Below are 23,911 nucleotides of genomic sequence, written 5' to 3' on the forward strand. Positions count from 1 at the left end.
TCTTATCCCGAACTCAGGTTAAGATAGTAAATATGAAATAATGGAAAAGGCTCTCAGTTGAGAGCCTTTTCTTTTACACCAAATCACAATTTTTATATAATTATGATATGATAAATTTAAAAGGAAAAACTTAAACTTTATCAATTCTTTTCTTAAAATTTACTTAAATTTTGATTTTCATCTGTTTTTATTGGTTTTCAGATGGTTTATTGCTTCTTTTTTTGTAGAAATAGTAACCAATTCCGGCAATTACAAAAAGTGGCCAAAGCGGAAGAATAAACAGAAAAATAGAAGTGATTACATTCCATCCGGAAGATACTGCAGCAAGAGATTTTCCGCCAAATGTTTCAGGTTTGTTTTTGGCAAGCGCGGTTTCTGAAGTTCCGTACAGGGTGATTTCCATATCGCAAAGCGTGTTGTTTACGAAATCTTGTCCGCTCACATCGATTCCTTTATTTTCTACATTTCCGATATTAAAACTCAAATCATCCATCAGATAATCAAATTTCTGAATCGGAACCTTTACTTTCAGATAAGCAATTTTGGTATCGTTATTATTGAGAGATATATTTTCACTTTTTACAAATCCGTCATATTTTTTCACCAATTCTTTTACCGTTTCTTTAGCCGTTTCTGCATCGTTTACATTAAGTTCCAAAACTCCTGTTTTCTGCATTTTGTTTAAAGAAATAGTTTCTACTTTTTTAGGCTTGTCTTTATAAATGATTTTCGTTTCTTTGATGACTTTCGGAGCCGGAACATTCACCACTATTTTATGAAGAGAATCTTTCTTTTCAGATTTTGATTCCAACTTCATACTGCTTATTTTGTCGGATAAAGAATCGACGCTTTTTGAGGTAGCTTCCATCTTTTGAACTGCCTCGCTTTTTGTTTCTTCGAAATCTTTAATTTTAATACTGGCAGAATCGAATACGGCTTCTGCTTCATTATTAATAGAATTGATTTTCTCACCAACATTCGCAGCAGTACTATCTGCTGTGCTGATTGCATTTTCCAGCTGAGATTGTGTTGCTTCTCCTTTTTTACACATTACAAATACGCTTGATACTGCAGCTATTACAATGAACTTTTTCATAAGATTATTTTTTTGTTGAAGTAAAATTAGGAATGAATTTTTTGTAAAGATTGTAAATGGAATGTATGGTTTTGGTAAATTATTATGCAGTTGAAAATCAATAAATTGTAAATTGCTTTTAGTTATTTTACAAATAATTTACTTAAATGTTAAAAATGTTAAAAGAAATCAATCATTGGAAATGTAATAATAATTATCTTTGCTTTTTGAGACTTTCACAAATTATTCTTTGAAATGTAACTTATACCTTTTTAATATTTAAAAAAAAATAAAAAAATATATGAAAAAACATCTACTTGTGATGGGATTATTTCTTATTTCCAATATGTTTTTAGCACAAACAAGCCGATTTTGGAAGGAAGTGTCTCAAAAAAACAATTCGGAAATATTCGAAAATAAAACCAATATTCTTCACCCGAGAATCTATAGTCTTGATTTTGACAAATTAAAAAATGTTTTGTCTAAAGCACCTAAAAGATTTGCTGTTAAAGGAAAATCAGACATTGTCATATCTTTTCCAAATTCTAATGGGATACTCGAAAGTTTTAAAGTAAGAGAAAACTCAAACTTTGATCCTGAATTAGCTGCAAAATATCCTGATATTAGATCTTACGTGGGGGTTGGGCTTGAAGATGCCAGTTCTACTGTTTACTTCAGTATTTCACCATTGGGCTTATCTTCAATGGAAATATATGGCAATAAATCAGCTGTTTTTATAGAACCTTATACAAAAGATCTTTCAACGTATGTTGTCTATAAAAAATCAGACAAAAAAGAAAGTCTAGATAAGTTCGAATGTACCGTTCTGGATGTTGCCCAAAAAGGAATTGATAATTCTAGCCTTACGGCAAGACCAAACGCTGATGATGGAAAATTGAGAACTTTCAGACTGGCTTTATCTTGTACAGGGGAATATACTACCTATTTTGGAGGAACAGTAGCGGGAGCGTTAGCTGCAATGAACAATACAATGACACGTGTAAACGGGATTTTTGAAAAAGACTTTGCAGCAAGAATGGTAATTATTGCGAATACTACTTCTGTTATCTACACCAATGCAGCTACAGATCCTTATACAGGAAATTTGAATTTACAGTTGCAACAAACATTAACAGCTAATATTGGAAATGATAACTACGACATTGGCCATGTGTTTAATGCTGCTGGTAATAACGGGAATGCTGGCTGTATTGGTTGCATATGTGTAAATCCCGCTACCAATACTACACAAGCAAAAGGTTCTGGCTTTACTCAAAGCACAGCGCCGGTTGGAGATAGTTTCGATATTGATTATGTTGCGCACGAAATGGGACATCAGTTTGGCGGGAACCATACCTTTTCAATGAGTCTAGAAGGTACTGGCGTAAACATGGAACCTGGCTCAGGGTCTACAATTATGGGATATGCTGGTATTACAGATCAAAATGTAGCAATGCATTCAGATCCCTTTTTTCATGCTGTAAGCATTCAGCAGATTACAAATAATATTAAAACAAAAACTTGCCCGGTAACCACAAATACCGGAAATACAATTCCTACAGCTGATGCGGGATTAGATTATACTATTCCTAAAGGAACACCGTTTATGCTTACAGGAACGGGTACTGATACGGATGGAGATGCTTTAACTTACATCTGGGAACAAATGGATAATGCTGTTACTGGGCAAACAGGAGCGAATTCTGCAGCAACCGCAACGAAAGCATCGGGTCCTACTTTCAGATCATATACTCCACAAACAGTTCCGATCAGATATTTTCCATCATTAGATAGAACACTTGTAGGAGCAACTACATCTTCAAGTCCTGCCGGTACGGCTTCACCTATTGTTGTAGAAGCTTTATCTAATGTTGCAAGAACATATAATTTTAGATTTACCACTCGTGATAACAGAGCGGGAGGTTCTGGAAATAACTCTGATGATATGGTAGTAACAGTAAATGCTGCTGCTGGACCGTTTACAGTAACTTCACAAAATACAGCAGGAGTTGTTTGGGACGAAGGTCAATCATATGCAATTACTTGGAACGTTGCCGGCACTACTGCAGCTCCTGTAAGTGCATCAAACGTTACAATTCTTTTATCAAAAGATGGTGGGCTTACCTGGCCTACAGTTTTGGTAGCTAGTGCACCCAATAATGGTACCTATAATTATACAGTTCCTGGCGGGCTTGGAATGATTAATAATACCGCCAGAATTATGGTAAAAGGATTAAATAATATCTTTTTTAATGTCAATTTACAGAACTTTACCATTAATTCTTCTGCTGTTATAATACCACCTGATCCAGAAACTCCAGGAGCTCCTCCTTCTCCTATTTATCAGGGATTGATGATTTATCCTATTCCTGCAAACGATGGTAATGTTTATATTAAATTAGATTTACCTAGACTAAGACCTCTTGCTCCGTATTCATTTACGTATACAGTTTATGCAATGGATGGAAAGCTTGTTATTCCTAAAAGAAATCGACTTTTCTTTGGTGATCATCTTGAGAAAGTTGATTTAACAAATGTACCAAGCGGTGCTTATATGATTGAAGTTGAATTGGAAGGTGAAAAAATTGTAAAGAAGCTACTTATGCTGAATAAATAGAATGATCATCTTAGAAACAATAAAACCGTTAAGCAATACACTTAACGGTTTTTATTTTTTATAAAACTGACTTAAATTAATTGATTAAGCGTTCTGAAATTCACTGATAAAATGCAGCTTCACATTCGGAAACTTTTCCTGCGTCATGTGAATGGTGAACGATGAATCTGCCAGGAAAACCAATTGATTATACTTATCTCTTGCCAAAAATCTCTGTTTTAATCTTGCAAATTCTTTGAATTCATCAGACTTTTCATCAGCTTCCACCCAACATGCTTTGTGCATAGAAAGGGGTTCATAAGTACATTTAGCACCATATTCGTGCTCCAGACGATACTGAATTACTTCGTACTGAAGTGCACCCACTGTTCCAATGATTTTTCTGTTGTTCATTTCAAGTGTAAACAGCTGCGCAACACCTTCATCCATCAATTGATCGATACCTTTTGCCAATTGTTTTGCTTTCAGAGGATCGTTATTGTTGATATATCTGAAATGTTCAGGAGAGAAGCTAGGAATACCTTTAAAGCTTAATTTTTCACCTCCGGTTAAGGTATCTCCAATTCTGAAACTTCCCGTATCGTGAAGGCCAACGATATCTCCGGGGAAACTTTCGTCAACTACTTCTTTTTTATCTGCGAAGAATGCATTCGGAGAAGAGAATTTCATTTTCTTACCTTCTCTTACCAATAGATAATTTTCGTTTCTTTTGAAAACTCCCGAAACAATTTTTACGAAAGCCAGTCTGTCTCTATGTTTAGGATCCATATTGGCGTGGATTTTAAATACAAATCCTGTGAAAGTACTTTCTTCGGGTTTTACCAAACGGGTATCGCTTTCTTTTGGTTGCGGCATCGGTGCAATGTCGATAAAAGCATCCAATAATTCGCGAACTCCAAAATTATTTAAAGCCGAACCAAAGAAAACGGGCTGCAAATCTCCTTTCATATAATCTTCACGATTAAACTCAGGGTAAACAGACTGTATCAAATCGAGCTCTTCTCTTAAGTTTTTTGCTGCTTTCTCACCGATAACTTCATCAATTTTAGAATCATTAATGTCATCAAACTTAATCGCATCACCTACTTTCTGTTTTTTCTCTTCTAAAAATAACTGAATGTTGTCTTCCCAGATATTATAAATTCCCTGAAAATCTGCACCCATACCAATAGGTAAAGAAAGTGGACAAACCGTTAATCCCAATTTCTGCTCAACTTCATCCAGCAAATCGAAAGCATCTTTACCTTCACGGTCAAGCTTATTGATGAAGACCAACATTGGGATGTTTCTCATTCTGCAGACTTTTACAAGCTTTTCGGTCTGTTCCTCAACTCCTTTTGCAACGTCAATCACAACAATTACAGAATCTACGGCAGTTAAAGTTCTATACGTATCTTCTGCAAAATCTTTGTGACCCGGAGTATCTAAAATATTGATCTTATGATTTCTGTATTCAAAAGCCAATACAGAAGTTGCCACCGAGATTCCTCTTTGGCGCTCAATTTCCATGAAATCGGAAGTAGCTCCTTTCTTTATTTTATTCGATTTTACCGCACCTGCTTCCTGAATAGCACCTCCGAAAAGCAGTAGTTTTTCGGTAAGAGTGGTTTTTCCGGCATCGGGGTGAGAGATAATTCCGAAGGTTTTTCTTTTTTCTATTTCTTTGATTAAGTCTGACATATCGTATTTTGAATTTGCAAAAATCGTGAATTTAATCGAATTCTGAAAATCACATTTTATGATTGTTTAAAATTGGTTTTCAGATGGATGCTGAGTTTCGTAAATAGTTAATTTTTGATGCTGTTTCTAATAGTAAAAATCTGTTCTGTTATTAAGAATTCTGATTGATTAATTTTATTTTAAACCAAATCTCATATAAATGTGAGTAATTTTAATATTGTTAAAATTTTAAATTCAGGTAAAAAATTGCAGGTAAATGTATGATAAACGCAAAAAACTATTAAATTTGTTGAAAAATATTATTATGAAGAGATATATACTTCTGTTTTCTTTATTTTTATTCGCTACCAATACTTTTTATGCACAAAAAATTCAATCGAGAAAACCTATTAAGGAAATTAATTCAAATTCAAAAAAAGCAGGAGACTATATCGATGTAAATGTTGCTCCTTATCCCGAAAGCAATTATACTCCTACGCAACTCGTTACAGATGTTTTGGTAGGAACTTCGGGCTCTTGTGGAACCCCAAATATTTCTAACGTTACAGTGAGTCCCAATCAACCCGTTACCAATGACGACAGATTTTGGGGTTATTTTAATAAATCAACTTCAACTTTTCCTTTTGAAGAAGGAATTGTCTTGACGACAGGATTCGCAAGAAAGGCGGGTAATGTACTTGAAGATTTCACTTTAAGTGATGGTAATGGTGGAGGAAGTGATCCTGATCTTATTGCAGCTATTGGGGTGACTACACAAATTAATAATGCGGCTATTTTAGAATTTGACTTCGTGCCGACAAGTTCTCAGATGAAGTTCAGATATATTTTTGCATCTGAAGAATACGAAGGTAACTTTCCCTGTCCTCCAACACAGTATGATGATGCATTCGCTTTATTACTGAAACCTAATACACCAGGTTCTACTTATACAAATTTAGCAGTTTTACCTGCTGGCGCAGGACCTGTTTCTGTTCCAAATATTCTTCCTGGAAGTTTTGCTTGTGGACCTATCAATGATCAGTATTTTGGATCATTATCGCCAAATGCAACAAATTATAATGGTACTACAGCGCCTCTTACTGCTGAAGCAACAGTGATTCCGGGACAATCTTACCACATCAAGATGGTCGTAGCTGATGCGAGAGACAGTAGTTACGGTTCTGCTGTTTTTTTAGAAGCAGGTTCATTTGATATCGGTGTTAATTTATTGGATCCTGCGGGAGCTCAATTACCGGCAGAAATTAATGTTTGTGATAATGAGCCACAAGTAATTACGGCATCAACCGATGGTCCAAATTTAATTTATAAATGGTTTTTAAATGGAACAGTAATACCTGGTGCTACTACAAATACTATTACCGCAGTACAGCCGGGAACTTATAAAATTGAAGTAAGTGTTCCGGGAAATCCTTGTCCCGGAAGTGCATCAATTGTAATTCATGGCGGAACTACTCCCGAAGCACATAATGGAACTTATTTATTATGTACGACACCCGATGTAACTTCATTTAATTTAAATGGGACGAAAGCTTCAATCAGTACTGATTGGCAAACAGCAACGTTTCATTTTTATGAAAACCAGGCAGATGCATTAGCTCAAAACAACAATTTTATAGCAGACATTTACAACTACAACGGTACAGACGGCCAGATTTTACATGTTGTTGTTTCAAACGGTGGTTTTTGTAGTAAACTTGTAGAGCTTACTCTGCAAAGAGAAGAAACACCTGTTGCAAACCTTGCTGCATCGCAGTTTAGAATTTGTGCCGGTGAATCAATCACTCTTACAGCTTCAGGAGGAGTAACATATCTTTGGAGTAATTTTGGAGGTAGTGGAGATACTCAAACAGTTACACTGTATCAATCTACTGACTTTACAGTATATGCAATCGGAACAAAAGGCTGTAAATCTCTTCAGCCTGCAAAAATAAGAATAGAAGTTATTCCAGCGATTACATCTCCATTATTAGATGTTGAAATGTGTGTAGGAGACACTTTTGTTTTAGACGCCGGAGCCGGAGATAACTATACATACTTATGGAATACAGGTGAAACTACTCAGACAATAGTTGCTGATGAGTTGGGTATATACAGCGTGGTCATAAATAACGGAGTTTGCCAGGAAGAGTTTAAAGTGAAAGTACAGGCGGCTGCTTTGCCGTATGTCACGAATCTTGATTATTCAAATAATACTTTAACGGTGACTGCGTACACTCCATCCATCAACAATATTCCTCAAACACTTGAGTATTCTGTTGATAACGGTGTTCTTTGGCAGGATTCTAATGTTTTTCCGGGTCTTTTAAATAATACAAATTACACGGTAAGAGTTAGAATAAAAGGTACAAGCTGTAATGGTTCTGTAGAATTCTTTACACTTCATATCAATAATGTAATTACACCGAATCAGGATGGCGTAAATGATGTTTTAGATCTTACTTCTTTAGCAACTTTCAAAAACTTCAATGGTTCTATCTATGACAGATACGGTGTTGAAATGTTTAAGTTCTCAAAAGAAACACCAATCTGGAACGGAACTGTAGGCGGAAAAAGATTGCCGACTGCAACGTATTGGTACAAATTCAATTTCGAATACAATAAATCTAAAACTCAGATGAACCAATCGGGTTGGATTATGTTGAAAAACAGAGAGTAATTCTCAATATTAAACAATAAAAAATGCCTTTCAGATCTGAAAGGCATTTTTTATTTATTGATTTTCTTTCCAAAGTGTGGTGAAAGAAATAAAATCTGCTACACTGAGCTCTTCAGCTCTTTTATCTAAGAATTCATGAGTTTTCAATGCTTCAGGAATATTCAGAACTTTCAGTGAATTAGATAATTTTTTTCTTCGCTGATTAAATCCTGCTTTTACGATCTGCTTAAACAGGATTTCGTTTCCACCAAGACCTTCTTTAGGATTTCTGGTCAGTCTTATAACTCCCGATTTTACTTTCGGAGGCGGGTTAAAAACATTTTCGTGTACCGTAAAAAGGTATTTTACGTCATAATAAGCCTGAATTAAAACAGACAGTATTCCGTAATCTTTTGTTCGTGGTACGGCGGCAGTTCTTTCAGCAACTTCCTTCTGAAACATTCCTACCATTTCAGGGATCTGCTCGTAATGATCAATGATTTTAAATAAAATCTGTGAAGAAATATTATAGGGGAAATTTCCGATAACAGCGATTTGCTCATTATTGAGACCTGCAAAATCATGCTTTAGAAAGTCACCTACAAAGGTTTCCTCCGTGATTTTTTCGTAATGCTTTTTCAGATATTCAATAGATTCTGTATCGATCTCGGCAAGATATATTTTTTGCTCTTTTTCGATCAGGTATTTGGTGAGAACACCCATTCCGGGGCCTACTTCGAGTACGTTTCCGTAGTTTTCAAAGCTTAATCCTTCTACAATTTTTTTGGCGATATTTTCGTCGGTCAAGAAATGTTGACCGAGATGTTTTTTTGCTTTTACACTCAAAGTTTTTTATGATTTTGTTAACAATGATTTTCTCTAATTCGTCCCAAATTTCGGAAGATTTTTTCTAATTTAGCCAAAAATTTTAATATTAATGGCTAAATCTGTAGATGAGTTTAATAAGAAAAGGCTTCGATCCAGCAATATTACTGTCGTAGTAAGTATCGCTTTAGTGCTGTTTTTGTTGGGATTAATGGGGCTTATTTTAATCAATGCTCAAAAATATTCCGATTATTTGAAAGAGCAGCTTGTTGTAAATGCTTATTTTGATGAAAACTACGATGCTAAAGATTCTGCTAAAATAGCAAAACAAGAATCGGATGCTGTACAGCAGATACAAAAAATGGAATCTGTAAAGCGTACCACTTATATATCAAAAAAAATGGCTTCCAGTGAAGCAAAAAAAAGCTTAGGAATCAATAGTGAAGCATTATTCGAAGAAGATATTTTTCCTGCTTCTGTTGAGATTGCCTTAAAGCCTCAGTATACAGATTCTACCAAAATAGGTGCTGTTTTAACGCAGATTAAAGCCGTTCCCGGGATTGTCGATGTGAAGAACGATTCAGATTCGCAGAAGATATACGATAACTTGAATAAAATTTTAAAATGGATTTTGGCATTTTGTGTATTGTTCCTGGTTTTAGCAATTGTATTGATTAACAATTCAATTCGTCTGAAAGTTTTTTCAAAAAGATTTATTATCAAAACCATGCAGTTGGTAGGAGCAAAAAGACGATTTATTTTGAAGCCTTTTATCATAGAAGCTGTTGTTTTAGGAGCTATTGGTTCGTTTATCGGTCTTTTGGCACTATTCGGAGTTTGGTATTATTTTACAACAGCGATCAAAACACCGTTCGTACAAGATACGAATCAGTATATTTGGCTGGTGGTTTCTATATTTGGTGTTGGTTTATTCATCACCGTACTAAGTACAATTATTGCAACATGGAGGTTCTTAAGATCGAATGTTGACGATTTATACTATTCTTAAAAATGAGCAAAAAAACAAATAAATTTTCGGCATCAGATTTTGGTAACGAAACAAAAGTTTCCGACGAAAATACGTTTTACTTCGGTAAGCAGAATTTCAAATGGATGCTGATTGGTCTTGCGTGTATTGTAGTTGGTTTTCTTCTGATGATGGGACCTGACGCCAATACAGTAAACGGAAAACTTGATCCGAATGTCTGGAACGATGACATTTTTTCAATAAGAAGAATCAGAATTGCTCCGCTTCTTGTGGTGACTGGTTTTGTGATTGAGGTCTACGCAATTTTAAAGAGGAAATAAAAATTTTTACAAATAAAGAGTAAGGCATAAAAGATTTGAATATTAATTTGAATCTTTTACTGTTTTTAATCTTTTAATATATTTTGAATTAAACAAAAATGGATTTAATCAAAGCAATAATCATTGCCATCATAGAAGGTCTTACAGAATATTTACCCATTTCATCAACTGCTCACATGGGCTTTACCGCCAGTTTGATGGGCTTAGAAGAAACAGAATTCTTAAAAATGTTTCAGGTTTCCATACAGTTTGGGGCTATTTTATCGGTAGTTGTCGCTTATTGGAAAAAGTTTTTTGACTTCAAAAACCTTAAGTTTTATTATAAATTGGGTTTTGCGGTGATTCCGGCTTTGGTTTTAGGATATATTTTTGACGATATGATCGAGGCTGTTCTGGGAAATCAGATTGCCATTTCCTCGGTGTTGGTTTTAGGTGGAGTCGTTTTGTTGTTTGCCGATAAATGGTTTAAAAATCCTGTTATTAATGACGAAAAAGATATCTCCATAAAAAAAGCAGTGACCATTGGTTTCTGGCAGTGTCTTGCGATGATGCCCGGAACGAGTAGAAGTGCAGCTTCAATTATTGGAGGAATGACGCAGGGTTTGTCACGAAAAGCAGCGGCAGAATTTTCTTTCTTTTTAGCGGTGCCTACAATGTTGGCGGTGACTGTCTATTCAGTTTTTGTAAAAACTTGGGGTAAAGAAACCGCCAATCCTATGAAAGGGTATGAGATGATTCTGGAATCTCAGGATCACATCACTATTTTTATTGTGGGTAATATCGTAGCATTTATTGTCGCATTGATCGCCATCAAAGCATTTATCGGAGTTTTAAACAAATATGGCTTCAAACCTTGGGGTTGGTACCGTATTTTTGTAGGAATTGCTTTGTTAATTTATTTTTATTATTTTAAATAAAAAATTACTCATTACCTATTATTTATTGATTTGGGCAGCTATTTCCGTCTTCCACTCCCGCTTTTTTGCCTCCGCTTCGCTGCGGCAAAAAGAGCTCCGTTCAAGCCGGGCTGCAAAGTGGCCTCTACAGTAATATTTGCCATTAAATAAAATTCAGTTACCGAAACTCTAAAACTCTAAAACTCTCCAACCCATAATGACTGCCGAGCAATTACAATCAGGACACATATTTTTATTAGACAAACCTTTGGATTGGACTTCTTTTCAGGCGGTCAATAAAATGAAATATAAGCTAAAACGAGAATTTGATCTTCCGAAAAAGTTTAAAATCGGTCATGCCGGAACTTTAGATCCACGAGCAACAGGATTATTAATCGTTTGTTGTGGCAAATTCACCAAAAAAATATCGGAAATTCAGGATGCTCCAAAAGAATATTGGACAGAAATAAAAATAGGCGTACAAACCGAATCCTACGACACCGAAAAACCCGAAATTCTTCATCAGGATATTTCAAATGTTACTGAAGAGGATGTAAAAATAGCTTTAGAAAAGTTTTTAGGCGAAATAGATCAGAAACCACCCATTTTTTCAGCGATCAGAATTGACGGAGCAAGAGCCTACAATTTGGCCAGAGCAGGAGAGGAGGTTGAAATGAAATCCAGAAAAACAACCATTCATTATATAAAAGATGTTGAGATCAATTTTCCTTTGGTGAGTTTTACGGTAGGCTGTTCAAAAGGAACTTACATCAGAAGTTTGGCGCACGATATTGGTCATGAATTGGGTGTTGGTGCGTATCTTACCCAATTGAGAAGAACAAAAATAGGCGATTACAAAATAGAAGATGCGACCAGCGACTTTTTAGAAAACGAATACAGATTTGAAAATTATGATTAAAAATTTACTAGTTATTCTTGTTTTACTGTCGTCAATAACAGTGTCTTCTCAAGTTGAAGATTCAAAGAAGCCGAAGATGAATTTTTATTTTAATCCGACTTTAAATGTAGGATATAATGTGAAAAATCAAAGCAAGAGAAACCAAAATGCCGATTCTCAATATTATCAGAATTATGTTTCACCGTATCTTCCCAATGATTTTACATATGGAATTTCTGCAGTGGGAGGATATAATTTTCTTCCTAACTTTGCAGTGGGTACAGGTTTGAAATACAGTTACATTGATCCGAATTTTCATCTGATGTATTGGTTGATTCAGCCAAAATTTATTTTTAATCCAGGTGATGAAGCATTTTTTATTGATGTTACTTATGGCAAACAGATCAACAGCTCTGTAATTTCCAATTCTGAGTTTTGGGGTTTAAAGTTAGGACTTCAGGTAGCGTATTCAAAAAGACTGAGTCAGGAAGGCGGGCTTGTTTTTGAGACATTGCAGGCATCAAGATCAAATACCTTATTTATAGGTTTAAGTTATGGAATCACAATTTTCAGCAACAAAAATTACACAGTAGAAGGAATAGAATAATGGAAAAAACACGTATAAACAAATATCTTTCAGAAGTTGGTTATTGCTCAAGAAGAGCCGCAGATAAGCTTTTGGAAGAAGGAAGAATAAAAATAAACGGCCAGATTCCGGAACTGGGAACAAAAGTTTCTGATGAAGACGTTGTAGAAGTTGACGGAAAACCAATACGCGAATCTCAGGAAAAGCCAGTTTATATTGCTTTCAATAAGCCTGTAGGAATTGTTTGTACTACAGATACAAAACGTGAAAGAGACAATATTATAGAGTACATTAATCATCCGCAGAGAATTTTCCCGATAGGAAGATTAGACAAGCCGAGCGAGGGTTTGATTTTACTGACAAATGATGGTGATATTGTCAACAAAATACTGCGATCAAAAAATAATAATGAAAAAGAATATCTGGTAAGAGTAGATAAGCCTATCAATCCAAAATTTTTGGAGAAAATGCGAAACGGTGTTCCGATTTTAGATACAATCACTAAGAAATGTGAAGTGGAAAAAATTAATGATATGACCTTTCGTATTGTTTTAACGCAGGGACTCAACCGTCAGATCAGAAGGATGTGTGAATTTCTGGGTTATGAAGTAAAAAAGCTGAAGCGTATAAGAATCATGAATATCAAGCTCGATATTCCTTTAGGTAAATGGAGAGATCTCACTCCTGAAGAATTTTGTACTCTGAATAATCTCTTGGAAGACTCCAGCAAAACGTATTGATGATATTCAGACTTATCTATTGAAATCCAACGCATTATTGAATTTCTCGATGAAGTGAAAATAAATTGGTATTTTTTGAATTAGATCGTATTAAATTATATAGATTTGCAGTGTTAGTATTTACAGAATCTTAAAAGTAGTTTACTTAGAGGTTCTGTAGATAATAATAAAAACACAACTTTAATTTTAATACACAATGATGAAAAAAATACTTCTAGCCGAGGCAGTGGTTTTCTATCTGCTTTTTTTTCAGAGCACAAGTGCTCAAGTAGGGATAGGTACCGAGATTATTGAAAATGATCTCCTTCTCAAAACTTATTCTTCTAACAAAGGAGTCCTGATTCCTAATCTTAGTATTCCCAATCTCAATCTCGCTTCACCCGTGACTACGACTCCAAGTCTAGGATTATTAGCTTATAATAAAGCTCCCGGAAAAAAAGGATTCAACTTTTGGGAGGTTAATAAATGGAATGAGCTTGTTGATTCTCAAAATATCTATTCGCTGCTTGGTTTGTCGGTTTCTTACAGTACATCAAGCTCCTCAGCCGTTGATCTGAGTACGCTCTCCGGAGCATTGATGTATGCTGAAAACTCTTTACCAGGCTCAGTTTGGACTGAAGTGCCCGGTCTTTCCAAAAATATTAACATTACCCAGACTAATAATACCGTTTTTGTGCTCACAGAAGGTATGGTTCAGGCTAACAATACCAATGTGAGTACCGTAAACACTTACACGTATGCTGTTGGTATTTTTGTAGATGGCAAACTTGCGGGTGTGAGAAATTATTCTTCCAATTACGGTCGAACATTTCAATATGATTTCTTCTCGATCAATTCTGTGTTCAAGAATCTTAGTTTGGGTAACCATACAATAAAAACGTACGTTACAATGAGGGTAAATAATTATTCTAACGCTACCATCTGGAAGTTTGGTGGTGCAGCCTCATCTTCTATAAATACCGATATGTCTAAGATAAACATGTTTATCACATTAACCGAAAAATCTTAAAACACAAATCAATGAAAAAAAATTATTTAGTATTCCTCTCTTTAATAATAGGAATCAATTTGTACGCACAAACTGCATCGGTAGGGATAGGAACGAGTACACCGAACGAATCTGCAATTTTGGATCTGGTGTCGGGTAATAAAGGTTTTATGTTACCAAAAGTTTCATTGAATCCTAATAATGTTGCCGATTATAGTTTTATGATTGCTAAACCTACAGAATCTCTGTTGGTGTATAATACAAATGCAGGCTTTCCGGGTGGAAAAGGGTTGTATTACTGGGACGGCGCAAAATGGGTATTTTACTTTAGCTCAGCTAATATCAATTTGCTTTTAGGAATTACCAAATATTATTCTAAAATTTATAATAACGGTGTTTCTACCAACAATTATCCGGCAGATGCTGCGTCGGTGAGTTCATTTGTAAACGGAAGTCTTTTGGCGTCGCCCTGGGTAGAGATTACTGATGCTTCAGCGTTCAATTTTGTAATTGACAGACCTACAAATAATACCGTTGTTACTTTCACGGGGATGCTACAATTAAATAATACATCATCGAATAATGAAAGTGTTACTTATGGTTTGGGGATTTTCGTAGACGATAAACTGATTTCCTCAAAATCGGCTACGATGAATGTAGATAACGCATGTGCATTCCAGGAGTTTACCATTACCGGGCTCGTAAATAATCTCAGTGTAGATACTCATCATATAAAGCTTGCAGTAATGAATAGATCCAGTACAACAACCGCAACTATTAATTATGGAAAAAAAGCGGCAAGTTGCAGTAACATCTCAAATGATGAAGCAAAGATAAGTGCCATCGTCTTAATCAACCAACCATTACCTTACTGATCATGAAAAAAATATTTAATATAATTCTTTTAACGGCTTTCTATACTGTGAGTCTTTCACAAGTTGTAATTACAGATAAAAGCGTAGCAGCTTTAGATAATACGGCTGTTTTAAAATTAGATTCGGACAAAAAAGGGTTTTTGCTTCCAAGAATTCCTTTAACATCCAATATGGATGTAATTACTGTGCCGAGCCCTCAAAATGGTAATATTGTTTTTAATACCAATCCTACATCGTCTTTACCACAAACAATAACGTATTTCGAAGTTGACAGGTGGAATGCCTTGTATACAAAAGAGCAACTTCAGCCCAAGCTTGATTTAGTTAATACAAGTTCTGTTTCTGCTAATGCACCTACCGTTATTACAGGTTTTAATTCCGGATCTATTAATTTAGGCTCGGGTACAGCAGGATGGGTTTCTCTTGGGATAACAGATTCAAAAATTTTCACCAGAACCCGTAATTCTTTTGCTTTTACAGTAGAAGGTATGACGCAGCTCGATGCCTCAAAAAATCAGTATTATGAGTATGCTGTCGGTATTTTTGTTGATGACATACTTGTTGTTGTTAGAAAATACCATAAGCAAAAAGAAGATTTCACGTGCTCATGGCATAAATTTATTTTAAATGGTGTCGTCAATAATCTTTCTGTCGGTAACCATACGATAAAAGTAATGGCACGAAATATATCTTCAACGACTAATTTACCAACGCAGAAAATTATCTACGGAGGCCCGGCTACAAGGTCAGATAATGGAAATGCCTGCGAAAATATGAGTAGTTTTTTATCAAAAATATCTCTTAATACGACGGTTGTAGAGTCTCTTAATTAAAAGTAATGTGATTTTCATCACAATTTGTGTTTTTTTAACGGATGAGTGTAATGCTCATCTGTTTTTATTTAATCTAAAATATACCTATTAATTCAAATGAAAACATAATTGCAGATTCGAGTTTTTTTTGTAATTTTGCAGTCACTTTTTGTGGACAGGTCTGAAAAGGTAAATTATTATAAATTAATTACTTCCGTATTTTTTGAAACCACATTTATTCGGACCATTAAAAAAGAAGGAATACAAATTTTATTAGAAAATGTCAAAAGAGACAAATTCAGCAGAGGTTTTATTAAACCAAAACGTAGCACCGGAACAATTTGATTGGGATTCTTTCGAATCTGGTCTTGATGCAGATGCTAGAAAAGAAAAAAGTGATCTTGAAGAAATCTATAACGGATCTCTTAGCAGCTTAAACGATAACGACGTTATCACTGGTAAAGTTGTAAGATTAACTGACAAAGAAGCTATCGTAGACATCGATTTCAAATCTGAAGGTGTTATTTCTCTTAACGAATTCCGTTACAACCCAGGCCTAAAAGTAGGTGATGATGTGGAAGTAATGGTTGACAGAAGAGAAGACAAAACAGGACAGTTACAGTTATCTCACAGAAAAGCTAGAACGCTTAAAGCTTGGGATAGAGTAAACGAACTTCACGAAACTGGAGAAATCGTTAACGGTTTTGTTAAGTCTAGAACTAAAGGTGGTATGATCGTTGACGTTCACGGTATCGAAGCATTCTTACCAGGTTCTCAAATCGACGTTAAGCCAATCAAAGATTACGATCAGTTTGTAGGTAAAACTATGGAGTTCAAAGTTGTGAAAATCAACCCAGAGTTCAAAAACGTAGTAGTATCTCACAAAGCATTGATCGAAGCAGATATCGAAGGTCAGAAAAAAGAAATCATCGCTCAGCTTGAAAAAGGTCAGGTTCTTGAAGGTACTGTTAAGAATATTACTTCTTACGGTGTATTCATTGATCTTGGAGGTGTTGATGGTCTTATCCACATTACAGACCTTTCTTGGTCTAGAGTTAACCATCCATCAGAAATCTTGGAAGACGGTCAAACTGTAAAAGTGGTTATCCTTGATTTTGATGACGAGAAAACAAGAATCCAGTTAGGTATGAAGCAATTAGAAGCTCATCCTTGGGATGCTCTTTCTGCTGACATGAAAGTTGGTGATAAAGTAAAAGGAAAAGTAGTAGTTCTTGCTGACTATGGTGCATTCGTAGAAATCGCTCCAGGTGTAGAAGGATTAATTCACGTTTCTGAAATGTCTTGGTCTACTCATTTGAGAAGCGCAGGAGATTTCGTAAAAGTAGGTGACGAAGTGGAAGCTGAAGTACTTACTCTTGATAGAGAAGACAGAAAAATCTCTTTAGGTATGAAACAATTATCTAAAGATCCATGGGAAAATATCGAAACTAAGTATCCAGTAGGTTCTCAACATGTTGGAACTGTAAGAAACTTTACAAACTTCGGTGTATTTGTAGAATTGGAAGAAGGTATTGATGGATTAATCTATATCTCTGATCTTTCTTGGACTAAGAAAATCAAGCACCCATCTGAGTTCTGTGCAGTTGGTGATAAATTAGATGTTGTAGTTCTAGAATTAGACATCCAGGCTAGAAGATTATCTCTAGGTCACAAACAACTTCAGGAAAACCCTTGGGATAAATTTGAAACTAAATATGCTGAAGGAACTGTACACGCTGGTAAAGCTGTAGAAGTACACGATAAAGGTGCTTCTGTACAATTCGAAGATGCTGAAGTTGAAGCTTTCTGCCCATCAAGATTATTAGAGAAGGAAGACGGATCTAAAATCAAGAAAGGTGAAGATGCTCAGTTTAAAGTAATCGAATTCAACAAAGAATTCAAGAGAGTAGTAGTTTCTCACACAGGTATCTTCAGAGACGAAGAGAAAAAGAATGTGAAAGAATCTTCTAACAGAAATGTATCTTCTTCTTCAAACAACGAAGAAAGATCAACTCTTGGAGACATCGATGCTTTAGCAGAATTGAAAAAGAAAATGGAAGGAGGTAAATAAGCCGACAATCATTTTTTATCATAAGAACCACTCGAAAGAGTGGTTTTTTTTATTTACGATAATGAATGAGTTTGTTCATAGTAAATATTAAACTTTACAGCTTATTAACTTTCAGAGGAGCTAAGAATAGTATTTATGCTTTATTAAAATCATATTAGTTTATAAGAGTGAATTTAAAAATATTATTAAGGGAATTTATTTTCTAAAACTGTTCATTTCGGGTGTTAAATTGGTATCAAAAGCCACTGAGTGTTAAGTGTGTGGTATTGATAATCAATAAGTTGTAATTGTACTTCTGTGAATTTCAATTTTAAATTACTGATAATTAATTGTTTATATATTAATTGACGTTATGTTAGGGAATTAATAAATATTTTAATTAATGGTATCAGCGGTTAGGAATTAATTATACATTTGCACCTTTAATTATAGAAATGAAAAAAGTAATTCTACCTCTTGTTATTGCAGTTTTCGCAGCAATACCATCAATATCATTTGCTCAGTCGAATGAAGTGCTGATTAAAAACTATATTTCTCAAAATAAATTAAGGGAATATAAAAAATCAGATCTTAATCAATTTGTAATTGATAATGTTGATTCATCAAAATCATTAAGTAGTGATGTAGTAAAAATTCAGCAGACCTATAATGGGCTTCCTGTATATGGTACAGTGGCTACAGTTTTAGTTAAGAATAACACTGTGACTTACTTTAATGATAACTTTATTAAGGATTATAAAAGTACCGGTTCGGCGACTGCCTCTTTAAGTAAAAAAGCAGCACTAGATAAAATTGCTGCTGATCTTGGTAAAAATGAAATCTCAGATCTGCCACTTTTAGATTTCTTTCAACAAGGACAAAACAAACATGTCGCAGCAAAACAGAGATTGGTTTATAGTTCTGATGAAAAAGGAAATCTAAAATTAGCTTACGAATTTTTGGTTCATGAGCCAAAAACTTCCAACCACTGGAACTACGTTATTGATGCCAATTCAGGAGAGGTAATCAGTAAATTGAATCTTAATTTATCGTGTAATTTTCACGAAGATGCATATTCTCACGAGTCGCAGGCGGTAGCTTTACCTCAAAATAAAGAATATTATCCTGATAATAATAACAGTTTATTATTGTCTGCAGATAATGCCTCATATAATGTTTTTGCTTTACCTGTTGAAGCACCAACATTCGCAGCGAGAAGTTTAATAACCAACCCTTGGATTCTTACTTCATCTCCTGAAGGATGGCATTCTAACGGGGTTACACATTATACAATCACAAGAGGAAATAATGCGTATGCTTATGATGACAAGGACGATGATGAGGCCACTTTTGGAAGCTCTCCCGATGGCGGTGCTACGAGGAATTTTAATTTCCCGTATGATCCCAATACAAAAGCAATTAATAATTTATCAGCTGCTACAACCAACTTATTTTATATAAGTAATATGATGCATGATGTATTCTATAAATTCGGATTTACAGAAGCAGCAAGAAATTTCCAAAGTAACAATTTTGGTAACGGAGGATTAGATGATGACGAAGTTTTTGCACAATCTCAAGACGGAGGTGGTTATAACAATGCCAACTTCGCATCTTATCCGGATAATTATAATCCGGTAATGCAGATGTATCTTTGGATAGGCTCAAACCGTGTGTTATTTTATAATGCTCCGACAGATGCTACTTCAAGAGTCGTAAACGGTGGTGTTGCACAGTTTGGTCAGCCATTAGATGATATGGGAATTACAGGAGACGTAAAATTGGCAAGTGTAATTGACGGATGTACAGCATTACCTGCCGGAGAATTAGCGGGTAAAATAGGATTGATAGAAAGAGGCGGTGTTTCAACATGTACCTTCGCATCAAAAGTGAAAAATGCTCAAAATGCAGGAGCTACAGGAGTTATTATTTACAATAATGTTGCTAATGGTTCTACACTGGGTAATATGGGTGGTACAGATGCTACAGTTACAATTCCTTCTATTTTGATTACCAATTCGGAAGGAGAATACATCAAAGCCAAATTAGCCGCAAACACACCTGTGAATGTTGATTTGAGATTAGATGCAAAATATGACGGAAGTTTTGATAACGGCATCGTTTCTCATGAGTACGGACATGGTATTTCTAATAGATTAACAGGAACTGGTTACAATTGTTTGAATTCAGGATCTAGTAAAGAGCAAATGGGTGAAGGTTGGTCAGACTTTTTTGCTTTAATGTTAACCAACAAGCCGGGAGATAATGCTTCTGTTGCAAGAGGAATAGGAACGTATGCTTCAGGCCAGGGAATTACGGGAAGCGGAATCAGACCTGCAAAATACTCTCCGGACTTCGCAGTTAATGATTATACGTATACAGATACCAACGGTATGGAGTATAATAACGGTCAAGGTATTGTTCCGGATGTACATTCAATAGGGTTTGTTTGGGCAACAATGCTTTGGGATTTAAACTGGGAATATGTTGCTAAATATGGATATGCTTCAAATGTCACCTCAAGTACTACGAGCGGAAGCGCAAGAGTTTTGCAATTGGTAACAGATGCGTTGAAGTTGCAAGCTTGTAACCCAACATTCGTTGATGGAAGAAATGCAATTTTACAGGCAGAAATGGCTACTACAGGCGGTGCAGACAAATGTATGATTTGGAGAACTTTTGCTAAAAGAGGTTTAGGAGTAAATGCTTCTGCAGGAAGTAAGACAAGTATCAATGATCAAACGCAAGACTTTACTGTTCCTGCTGAATGTGTGCTTTCTACTTCAGAAACAAGTGCAGTGAAAAATGTTGGGGTGTCAATTTATCCAAATCCTGCGAAAAATGAGTTTTATATCAATTTCCCAAGCAGTACTTTAGGAAAAGTAGATGTCGAGATTTACGATATGTCAGGAAAATTGATTTCTACAGAAAATAAGATTTCTCCGGAAGCTAAAAAAGCAATTTCTACAAGCAAATTGATCAACGGAACTTACCTTGTAAAAGTAAAAGGTTTAGGGATCGATACTACTTCAAAAGTTATTATCAATAAATAATAGTTTCTTTAAGTTTAATAATTGTAAGGCTGTCTCATTCTTGAGATGGCCTTTTTTATTTTTACATTAGTATTTTTCTTTTCCGCTAATCTTAAATATATATTCACAAAATGTTACTATTTTTATAAAATATTAATAGCGAAAATGATGATTTGTATTTTTATTACTAAAATAAAGGTTAGAAGTGTACAATTTCTATTGGCTTTTTTAATCTTATTTCCATATTCTGTATTTTCTCAGCAACAAAAGAGACTGATAAATAATTATATTCTTGCCACACAAGCTAAAGATTTTAAAAAATCAGATTTAAGAGATTTTGAAATTGATAATATAGATACATCCGAATCTTTAGAAGGAGAAATCGTAAAAATTCAACAAAAATTCAAAGGCTATCTGGTTTACAATGCTTTAGGGACAGCAATCATTAAAAACGATAAAATTGTATATTTTTCAGATTCTTTTGTGAAAAATTACAACATTTCAACCTCAGAAATTGCAACAATTAATAAAGAAAAAGCACTTGTAAATATTGCTGTAACTTTAGGAAAAGAAGAAATCAAAAACTTTCAAATTCTTAGTAATTCGTCTGCAGAATCGGGTCATAAAAATGTTGTAAGACAAAGATTAATGTTTGTTGAGGTGAAAAATAATTTAAGACTTGCCTACGAATTTTCTTTTCAAGAACCATATTCTACAAACTATTGGAATATCCTGATAGATGCCAATTCAGGTGAAATTATCTCAAAAGACAACCTTAATCTATCATGTAATTTTCATTCAGATGCGTATTCCGGAGGATCTATGATTTCAGATATTGCTGAATCGTCAAATCTTCAAAAAAAATCTTTCTTAAAACTTGCTGATAATGCGAGTTATAATGTTTTTCCATTACCTATCGAGGCGCCTACTTTTGGAAACCGATCGATTGTATCAAATCCGTGGATTTTAGCTTCTTCACCAGAAGGATGGCATTCTACAGGAGCAACAAATTATACAATAACAAGAGGAAATAATGTCTACGCTTATGAGGATACAGCAAACAAAGACCAACCGGGATTTTCTCCTGACGGAGGTGTAAATAGGAATTTTGATTTCCCCTTTTCTATAAATGGCGCGCCTTCATTTAATCAAAATGCTGCAATCACCAATTTATTTTATATTAATAACAAGGTACATGATATTTTTTATCAATTTGGATTTACAGAATCAGCAAGGAATTTTCAACAGAATAATTTCGGTAAAGGAGGAGCCGGAAACGATTATGTTGTAGCAGAATCTCAGGATGGAAAATCTTTAAATAATGCCAATTTTACAACACCTTCCGACGGAAAAAATCCTTTGATGCAAATGTATCTTTGGTCGACAATCAATAGATATGTTTTTTATAATGCACCTGTAGCGGCAATTCCTAGGATTCCGAAGGCAAGCGCAGCCCAATTCGGATCCCAACTCAATGGAACAGGTGTGACAGGTGACGTAAACTTAGCTTCTGTAATTGATGGATGTTCGGCATTACCTGCAGGATCGTTAGCCGGAAAAATCGGATTGCTTGAAAGAGGAGGAGCTTCGGGCTGCACATTTGCTTTAAAAGTAAAAAATGCTCAGAACGCGGGCGCAATTGCTGCAATTATTTATAATAATCCTACTGCTGCTAACTTTCCATCTTCAATGGGCGGAACAGATGCTACAATTACAATACCTTCAGTTTTGATAACCAATGATGAAGGCGAATATATTAAAACTCAAATAAATAATTCATTAACGGTCAATATTACTTTGAAAAGCGATCCGTCAACTGCAATTACACCAGACGGAAGTTTCGACAATGGTATTATCACTCATGAATACGGACATGGAATTTCAAACAGACTTACTGGAAACGGTTACACTTGTCTTCTAAAATCCGCAAGCAAAGAACAAATGGGCGAAGGTTGGTCAGATTTTTTTGCATTAATGCTTACTAACAAACCTGGAGATAATGCGAATGTTGCAAGAAGTGTTGGGACTTATGCGAGTGGACAATCTACAACAGAAGCCGGATTAAGATCTGCAAAATACTCTCCTGATTTTTCTATTAATAATTATACTTACGGAAAAACAAACGGGATGGAAATCGAGGAAGATGGTGAAATAGTTCCCGATGTACACAGCATCGGATTTATTTGGGCATCAATGCTTTGGGATCTTCATTGGCAATATGCTGCGAAATATGGCTATTCTTCTGATGTCTTAGCCAATAAAAATAGCGGAAGCGCAAAAGTTTTACAGCTTGTAACAGATGCACTAAAATTGCAGACTTGTAATCCTACATTTATTGATGGGCGAAATGCGATATTAAATGCCGAAATGTTGACCACCAAAGGAGAAGACCGATGTATGATATGGAAAACCTTTGCAAAAAGAGGTTTAGGTTTGAATGCTTTGGCCGGAAATAAAATGAATATTAGCGATCAAAAAGAAGATTTTTCAATTCCTAAAGACTGTACCGAAGGGAATTCAAATATTGCAATAGATAAAAGTTTAATATCGATTTATCCTAACCCGGCGAAAGATGAATTTTTTATTTATTTAAAAGATTTTACCATCGGAAATCTTCATCTGCAGATTTACGATATGTCAGGAAAATTGATCGTCTCAGAAAACAGATCATCACAGGATTCAAGAATTTCAGTTTCTACAAAAGATTTTGAAAATGGAGTATATGTCGTAAAGCTACAGGGAATCGGAGTTGACATGAGCTCAAGGATTATTGTGAAAAAATAAAACTCAAAAAAACAATCTATATCATCACCTCAGAAATTCTGAGGTGATCTTTATTTAATATAAAAACTCATTCAAACAAGTTTTTATATCGTAACTTTGCCGGCTGTAAA

The 23,911-nt window shown here is 35.0% G+C and carries 17 protein-coding genes; 14 read left to right on the plus strand and 3 right to left on the minus strand.

Features of this window, described 5'->3' with window-relative positions; translation table 11 throughout:
* Nucleotides 1-187: 187 nt before the first annotated feature.
* Nucleotides 188-1,096 carry a DUF4349 domain-containing protein gene (locus EG358_RS08900; protein WP_076562252.1) on the minus strand — a complete coding sequence of 303 codons (909 nt, stop codon included), beginning with the start codon at nt 1,094-1,096 and terminating at the stop codon, nt 188-190.
* Nucleotides 1,097-1,376: 280 nt separating this feature from the next.
* On the opposite strand from EG358_RS08900, the gene EG358_RS08905 reads away from it, so the two are divergent.
* A complete protein-coding gene (locus EG358_RS08905) occupies nt 1,377-3,692 on the plus strand; it encodes a reprolysin-like metallopeptidase (RefSeq protein ID WP_076562251.1) in 2,316 nt (771 codons plus the stop codon).
* An 84-nt stretch (nt 3,693-3,776) separates the two neighbouring features.
* Here EG358_RS08905 and EG358_RS08910 read toward each other — a convergent pair whose 3' ends face one another.
* On the minus strand, nt 3,777-5,372 hold the full coding sequence (locus tag EG358_RS08910) for a peptide chain release factor 3 (RefSeq protein ID WP_076562250.1): 1,596 nt from the start codon (nt 5,370-5,372) through the stop codon (nt 3,777-3,779).
* A 304-nt stretch (nt 5,373-5,676) separates the two neighbouring features.
* On the opposite strand from EG358_RS08910, the gene EG358_RS08915 reads away from it, so the two are divergent.
* Nucleotides 5,677-8,028, plus strand: a complete 2,352-nt coding sequence (locus tag EG358_RS08915) for a choice-of-anchor L domain-containing protein (protein WP_076562261.1) — start codon at nt 5,677-5,679, stop codon at nt 8,026-8,028.
* Between the two features lie 54 nt (nt 8,029-8,082).
* Here EG358_RS08915 and rsmA read toward each other — a convergent pair whose 3' ends face one another.
* A complete protein-coding gene (gene rsmA / locus EG358_RS08920; protein WP_076562249.1) occupies nt 8,083-8,853 on the minus strand; it encodes a 16S rRNA (adenine(1518)-N(6)/adenine(1519)-N(6))-dimethyltransferase RsmA in 771 nt (256 codons plus the stop codon).
* A 91-nt stretch (nt 8,854-8,944) separates the two neighbouring features.
* Between rsmA and EG358_RS08925 the strand changes: the two genes are divergently transcribed.
* The 12 genes from EG358_RS08925 to EG358_RS08980 all read left to right on the plus strand — a co-directional run bounded on the left by EG358_RS08925 (nt 8,945) and on the right by EG358_RS08980 (nt 23,801).
* Nucleotides 8,945-9,841, plus strand: a complete 897-nt coding sequence (locus EG358_RS08925; protein WP_076562248.1) for a cell division protein FtsX — start codon at nt 8,945-8,947, stop codon at nt 9,839-9,841.
* Nucleotides 9,842-9,843: 2 nt separating this feature from the next.
* Entirely contained in the window at nt 9,844-10,140 is a 297-nt protein-coding gene (locus EG358_RS08930; RefSeq protein ID WP_076562247.1) for a DUF3098 domain-containing protein, read from the plus strand.
* Between the two features lie 98 nt (nt 10,141-10,238).
* On the plus strand, nt 10,239-11,057 hold the full coding sequence (locus tag EG358_RS08935) for an undecaprenyl-diphosphate phosphatase (RefSeq protein ID WP_076562246.1): 819 nt from the start codon (nt 10,239-10,241) through the stop codon (nt 11,055-11,057).
* A gap of 196 nt (nt 11,058-11,253) precedes the next feature.
* On the plus strand, nt 11,254-11,955 hold the full coding sequence (gene truB / locus EG358_RS08940) for a tRNA pseudouridine(55) synthase TruB (RefSeq protein WP_076562245.1): 702 nt from the start codon (nt 11,254-11,256) through the stop codon (nt 11,953-11,955).
* Nucleotides 11,948-12,541, plus strand: coding sequence for a hypothetical protein (locus EG358_RS08945; protein ID WP_076562244.1), 594 nt, complete (start codon nt 11,948-11,950; stop codon nt 12,539-12,541). The genes truB and EG358_RS08945 overlap by 8 nt, the downstream gene beginning before the upstream one ends.
* Nucleotides 12,541-13,260: a 23S rRNA pseudouridine(2604) synthase RluF gene (gene rluF, locus EG358_RS08950; protein ID WP_076562243.1), complete on the plus strand. Its 720-nt coding sequence runs from the start codon at nt 12,541-12,543 to the stop codon at nt 13,258-13,260. Before EG358_RS08945 ends, rluF begins: the two co-directional genes overlap by 1 nt.
* Before the next feature lie 196 nt (nt 13,261-13,456).
* Nucleotides 13,457-14,269: a hypothetical protein gene (locus tag EG358_RS08955; RefSeq protein WP_076562242.1), complete on the plus strand. Its 813-nt coding sequence runs from the start codon at nt 13,457-13,459 to the stop codon at nt 14,267-14,269.
* Nucleotides 14,270-14,280: 11 nt separating this feature from the next.
* The gene (locus EG358_RS08960; RefSeq protein WP_076562241.1) at nt 14,281-15,123 is read left to right on the plus strand and encodes a hypothetical protein; all 843 of its coding nucleotides are present in this window, start codon (nt 14,281-14,283) and stop codon (nt 15,121-15,123) included.
* 2 nt (nt 15,124-15,125) lie between these two features.
* The gene (locus EG358_RS08965) at nt 15,126-15,956 is read left to right on the plus strand and encodes a hypothetical protein (protein ID WP_076562240.1); all 831 of its coding nucleotides are present in this window, start codon (nt 15,126-15,128) and stop codon (nt 15,954-15,956) included.
* Nucleotides 15,957-16,215: 259 nt separating this feature from the next.
* Nucleotides 16,216-18,006: a 30S ribosomal protein S1 gene (rpsA, locus tag EG358_RS08970; RefSeq protein WP_076562239.1), complete on the plus strand. Its 1,791-nt coding sequence runs from the start codon at nt 16,216-16,218 to the stop codon at nt 18,004-18,006.
* A gap of 434 nt (nt 18,007-18,440) precedes the next feature.
* Entirely contained in the window at nt 18,441-21,038 is a 2,598-nt protein-coding gene (locus tag EG358_RS08975) for a T9SS-dependent M36 family metallopeptidase (RefSeq protein WP_228421461.1), read from the plus strand.
* 144 nt (nt 21,039-21,182) lie between these two features.
* Nucleotides 21,183-23,801, plus strand: a complete 2,619-nt coding sequence (locus EG358_RS08980; protein WP_083677093.1) for a T9SS-dependent M36 family metallopeptidase — start codon at nt 21,183-21,185, stop codon at nt 23,799-23,801.
* Nucleotides 23,802-23,911 lie beyond the last annotated feature (110 nt).

It is taken from the genome of Chryseobacterium indoltheticum (genome assembly GCF_003815915.1).
In the GTDB taxonomy this organism is placed as follows: Bacteria; Bacteroidota; Bacteroidia; order Flavobacteriales; family Weeksellaceae; genus Chryseobacterium; species Chryseobacterium indoltheticum.

Bases quoted from the DNA above. Each gene is read 5' to 3' on its own strand.
- EG358_RS08900 (WP_076562252.1), bottom strand. From the start codon at position 1,096: ATGAAAAAGTTCATTGTAATAGCTGCAGTATCAAGCGTATTTGTAATG.
- EG358_RS08905 (WP_076562251.1), top strand. From the start codon at position 1,377: ATGAAAAAACATCTACTTGTGATGGGATTATTTCTTATTTCCAATATG.
- EG358_RS08910 (WP_076562250.1), bottom strand. From the start codon at position 5,372: ATGTCAGACTTAATCAAAGAAATAGAAAAAAGAAAAACCTTCGGAATT.
- EG358_RS08915 (WP_076562261.1), top strand. From the start codon at position 5,677: ATGAAGAGATATATACTTCTGTTTTCTTTATTTTTATTCGCTACCAAT.
- EG358_RS08925 (WP_076562248.1), top strand. From the start codon at position 8,945: ATGGCTAAATCTGTAGATGAGTTTAATAAGAAAAGGCTTCGATCCAGC.
- EG358_RS08930 (WP_076562247.1), top strand. From the start codon at position 9,844: ATGAGCAAAAAAACAAATAAATTTTCGGCATCAGATTTTGGTAACGAA.
- EG358_RS08935 (WP_076562246.1), top strand. From the start codon at position 10,239: ATGGATTTAATCAAAGCAATAATCATTGCCATCATAGAAGGTCTTACA.
- truB (WP_076562245.1), top strand. From the start codon at position 11,254: ATGACTGCCGAGCAATTACAATCAGGACACATATTTTTATTAGACAAA.
- EG358_RS08945 (WP_076562244.1), top strand. From the start codon at position 11,948: ATGATTAAAAATTTACTAGTTATTCTTGTTTTACTGTCGTCAATAACA.
- rluF (WP_076562243.1), top strand. From the start codon at position 12,541: ATGGAAAAAACACGTATAAACAAATATCTTTCAGAAGTTGGTTATTGC.
- EG358_RS08955 (WP_076562242.1), top strand. From the start codon at position 13,457: ATGATGAAAAAAATACTTCTAGCCGAGGCAGTGGTTTTCTATCTGCTT.
- EG358_RS08960 (WP_076562241.1), top strand. From the start codon at position 14,281: ATGAAAAAAAATTATTTAGTATTCCTCTCTTTAATAATAGGAATCAAT.
- EG358_RS08965 (WP_076562240.1), top strand. From the start codon at position 15,126: ATGAAAAAAATATTTAATATAATTCTTTTAACGGCTTTCTATACTGTG.
- rpsA (WP_076562239.1), top strand. From the start codon at position 16,216: ATGTCAAAAGAGACAAATTCAGCAGAGGTTTTATTAAACCAAAACGTA.
- EG358_RS08975 (WP_228421461.1), top strand. From the start codon at position 18,441: ATGAAAAAAGTAATTCTACCTCTTGTTATTGCAGTTTTCGCAGCAATA.
- EG358_RS08980 (WP_083677093.1), top strand. From the start codon at position 21,183: ATGATGATTTGTATTTTTATTACTAAAATAAAGGTTAGAAGTGTACAA.